The 3,872-nt window shown below is 62.1% G+C and carries 5 protein-coding genes; 3 read left to right on the top strand and 2 right to left on the bottom strand.

Annotation, left to right across the window (positions count from 1 at the left end; translation table 11 throughout):
- Positions 1 to 517: lipoyl synthase (locus ACXJKC_RS21710; RefSeq protein ID WP_456698843.1), on the top strand; the 517-nt coding region annotated here is incomplete at its 5' end.
- Between the two features lie 43 nt (positions 518 to 560).
- A complete protein-coding gene (locus tag ACXJKC_RS21705) occupies positions 561 to 1,268 on the top strand; it encodes a DUF4191 domain-containing protein (RefSeq protein WP_456698842.1) in 708 nt (235 codons plus the stop codon).
- Between the two features lie 26 nt (positions 1,269 to 1,294).
- On the opposite strand, the gene ACXJKC_RS21700 is transcribed toward ACXJKC_RS21705, so the two are convergent.
- Entirely contained in the window at positions 1,295 to 1,672 is a 378-nt protein-coding gene (locus ACXJKC_RS21700; protein WP_456698841.1) for an RDD family protein, read from the bottom strand.
- 177 nt (positions 1,673 to 1,849) lie between these two features.
- Here ACXJKC_RS21700 and glnA point away from each other — a divergent pair, with 177 nt between their 5' ends.
- A complete protein-coding gene (glnA, locus tag ACXJKC_RS21695; RefSeq protein WP_456698840.1) occupies positions 1,850 to 3,271 on the top strand; it encodes a type I glutamate--ammonia ligase in 1,422 nt (473 codons plus the stop codon).
- A gap of 409 nt (positions 3,272 to 3,680) precedes the next feature.
- On the opposite strand, the gene ACXJKC_RS21690 is transcribed toward glnA, so the two are convergent.
- Positions 3,681 to 3,872: acyl-CoA dehydrogenase family protein (locus ACXJKC_RS21690; RefSeq protein ID WP_456698839.1), on the bottom strand; the 192-nt coding region annotated here is incomplete at its 5' end.

Raw genomic sequence — 3,872 nt, 5'->3', positions numbered from 1 at the left:
GTTCAACCCGGAGACGGGTGTGGAGAATCTGATTCCGGACTTCAACGGTGTGCCGGAGTTGTTGGCGCAGGTGTTCGAGTCACGTCCTGAGGTGTTGGCGCACAATGTGGAGACCGTGCCCCGGATCTTCAAACGGATTCGTCCGGCGTTCACATATGAACGGTCGTTGGATGTCATCACCCAGGCCCGTGACTTCGGGTTGGTCACCAAGTCGAACCTGATCTTGGGTATGGGCGAGACGCGTGAAGAGATCTCCCAAGCCCTGGAAGATTTGCATGGGGCCGGTTGTGATCTGATCACGATCACCCAGTACCTGCGACCCTCCAAGCTGCATCACCCGGTCGACCGGTGGGTCAAGCCCGAAGAGTTCGTCGAGTTGGCCGCCGAAGCAGAACAGATCGGCTTCGCCGGCGTCATGTCCGGACCCCTGGTCCGCTCCTCCTACCGCGCCGGCAACCTCTACAAACAAGCCATCGCCTCAGGACGCGGCACAAAGGGTCTGACCCGCGAACTCTAGAACGGGCTGCACCACATACGGCACGGAGCCGTAGACTGTGATCATGTCCAACACCGTTCCCACACCCGCCAAGGGTCGTCTCGGCCAGATGCGCCAGGCGTACACCATCACCAAGCGCAGCGACCGCAACATCGGTCTGATCCTGTTGCTGACGTTCCTCGTGGTGGGTGGTGCCTTCGGCACCCTGGGCTACCTGATCTTCGGTAGCGGTGTGATCGGCCTGATCATCTCGATCGTCTTCGCACTGCTGACCGGCGTGCTCGCAGTCCTGATCGTTTTCGGACGTCGCGCCGAGAAGGCCGCCTACGCGCAGGTCGAGGGCCAGCGCGGCGCCGCCGCCGGTGCGCTGCAGATGCTGCGCCGTGGCTGGGAGGTCAAGCCCGCCATCGCGTTCAACAAGAACCAGGACGTCGTCCACCGGGTCGTCGGACGCCCCGGCATCATCTTGGTCGGAGAAGGCAATCCGCACGCCGTCCGTGGACTCATGGCAGCAGAGATCAAGAATCACGTACGCATCGCCGGCGAAGAAATCCCGGTCACAGGCGTCGTCGTGGGCAAGGGTGAGGGCCAGGTGCCGCTGACCAAGCTGGTCAAGCACGTCCAGAAGCTGCCCAAGAAGATCAAGCCGGCCCAGATGACCGATGTCATCTACAAGCTCAAGGCTCTGGAGAAGGTCCGTCCCGCAGCTCCCATGCCGCGCGGCCCGGTGCCGACCAGCATGAAGGGCTCACGCAAAGCCATGCGCGGCTGATTCTCCATCCCGGCGCGAGGGTTTGGTCAGGCCGGGTCGCGCACGACTCGTGACCCGGCGGCCAGATCGTGCAAGCCGCGCTTGTCGTCGGTCATGACGACGGCGGGCAGGAACAGGCACAGCAACAACATGCGGATCAATGCTCGTGGGACGCCGATCGGCCGGCCGGCAGGGTTCTCCAGGCGCAGGCCCAGGAGACGCTTACCGATCGAGCGTCCGAGCAGGCCGTCGAGCAGCGCGACCTCGACGATGAAGAAGCCCAGCACGAAGAACGTCTGGCTCGGGTCCTCCGACAATGATGCCGGCGGAAAATCCACTCCGGCCAGTGCCACAGCACTGAGCATCGCGACGATCCAGTCGATCATCAAAGCAGCCAACCGACGTCCGAGCGAGGGGATCTCCACCCCCTGAGCCTATCGAGCACCACCCGCCCCCTCATCGTCCGGGCTTTTGTAACATGCCTGAAACAATCCCGAGACCAACGGGAAACTGCACGCACATAACGTCAGCGATACGGTGCAGTGACGCACTTACCTGCCGTATGACACATCGAGGCCGCACAACGCGGTCAAGGAGGCCACATGTTTGGCAATGCCGACGAACTGTTCAAGTTCATCAAGGATGAGGGGGTCGAGTACATCGATGTCCGCTTCACGGACCTGCCGGGCATCCAGCAGCAAGTAACGCTGCCGGCCTTCACCTTCGATGCCGACATGATCGCCAACGGCGTGGCATTCGACGGCTCGTCGATCCGCGGCTTCCAGACGATCGACCAGTCCGACATGGTGCTGTTCCCAGACATCAAGACCGCCTACGTCGACCCGTTCAAGCGGGCCAAGACGCTGGCGATGGACTTCTTCGTCCACGATCCGATCACCGGCGAGGCCTACTCGCGCGATCCCCGCAACATCGCCCGGAAGGCCGAGGCCTACCTCGCCACGACCGGTATCGGCGACACGGCATTCTTCGCCCCCGAGGCCGAGTTCTACATCTTCGACCGGGTCAACTTCTCGACGTCGGCCAACAAGTCGTTCTACGAGCTGCAGTCGAGCGAGGCTGCTTGGCAGACCAGCAACTCGATCGACGACAACCGCGGTTACCAGGTCCGCTACAAGGGCGGCTACTTCCCCGTCGCACCGACCGACCAGACCGCCGACCTGCGCAACGACATGATGACCAACCTCACGAACGTCGGTCTGACGCTCGAGCGCGGTCACCACGAAGTCGGCACCGCGGGTCAGGCCGAGATCAACTACAAGTTCGACACGTTGCTCAAGGCCGCCGACGATGTCATGAAGTTCAAGTACATCGTGCGCAACACGGCCTGGGCCAATGACAAGACTGTCACGTTCATGCCGAAGCCGATCTTCGGTGACAACGGCTCGGGCATGCACGTCCACCAGTCGATCTGGAATGACGGCAAGCCGTTGTTCTACGACGAGTCGGGCTACGGCGGGCTGTCGGACCTCGCGCGCCACTACATCGGCGGCATCCTGAAGCACGCCCCGTCACTGCTGGCGTTCACGAACCCGTCGACGAACTCGTTCCGTCGTCTGGTGCCGGGCTTCGAGGCCCCCATCGCGCTGGTCTACTCGGCCCGCAACCGTTCGGCTTGCGTCCGTATCCCGATCACAGGATCCAACGCCAAGGCCAAGCGCATCGAGTTCCGTTGCCCCGATCCGTCGGCCAACCCGTACCTCGCCTTCTCGGCGCTGTTGCTGGCCGGCCTCGACGGCATCAAGAACAAGATCGAGCCGCCCGCTCCGATCGACAAGAACATTTACGAGCTGCCGCCCGAGGAGTACGAAGCCATCGACATGGTTCCGACCTCGCTCGACGCGGTGCTCGACTCTCTCGAAGAGGACCACGAGTTCCTCACCGCCGGTGACGTGTTCACGCCCGACCTGATCGAGACGTGGATCGACTACAAGCGCTCCGAGGAGATCCTGCCCGTGCAGCTGCGGCCGCATCCGCACGAGTTCGAGTTGTACTACGACATCTGATCGGAGGGTTTCCACCCTTTGCCAGTAGTTGCCGAAAACGGTGGCTGACCTGCGAAAACGTCTTCAACGTCTTCCAGCGTCAGCCGCCGTTTTTTGCTGGTACGTGCCCCCAGCATGGCCCCATATCGGTAATTTCGAAAGTTTCAGGAACACGATCCTTCACAGACGTTCACGGAATTTCCAGGTAGTTTTCGTGCAGTCCAGTTGCGGGATTGGCCTGCACAGCAATGTTGTGTCTGCTTCGATACATCGTCTGCTTTGCAGTCAGATCCCATTACGGCTCTGACCTGTAACTATGCCTAGATGGAAGCGGCTTGCCCGCGCATTGCCCACCAGAACCCGATGCCGCGAGGAGATGGCCTAGCGGCCACGTGAGTCTGGCCGCCGCGACTCTCCTTCGGGACTCTGATCAGCGCGGCAGCTCCACGAGTTCCGCAAGCCGAGCGCGATGGCGTCCCGAGGTTCCGAGCGCGATCTGATCAGACTTCGCTCGCTTGAGGTAAAGGTGAGCCGGGTGCTCCCAGGTCATGCCGATGCCGGCGTGCAGCTGGATGGTCTCCTCCGCAGCCAGGACAGCCAAGTCCCCGCAGAGTCCCCGCAG

This window comes from Aeromicrobium sp. P5_D10 (assembly GCF_054049535.1).
This window is presented reverse-complemented; position numbering and strand designations above follow the sequence as displayed.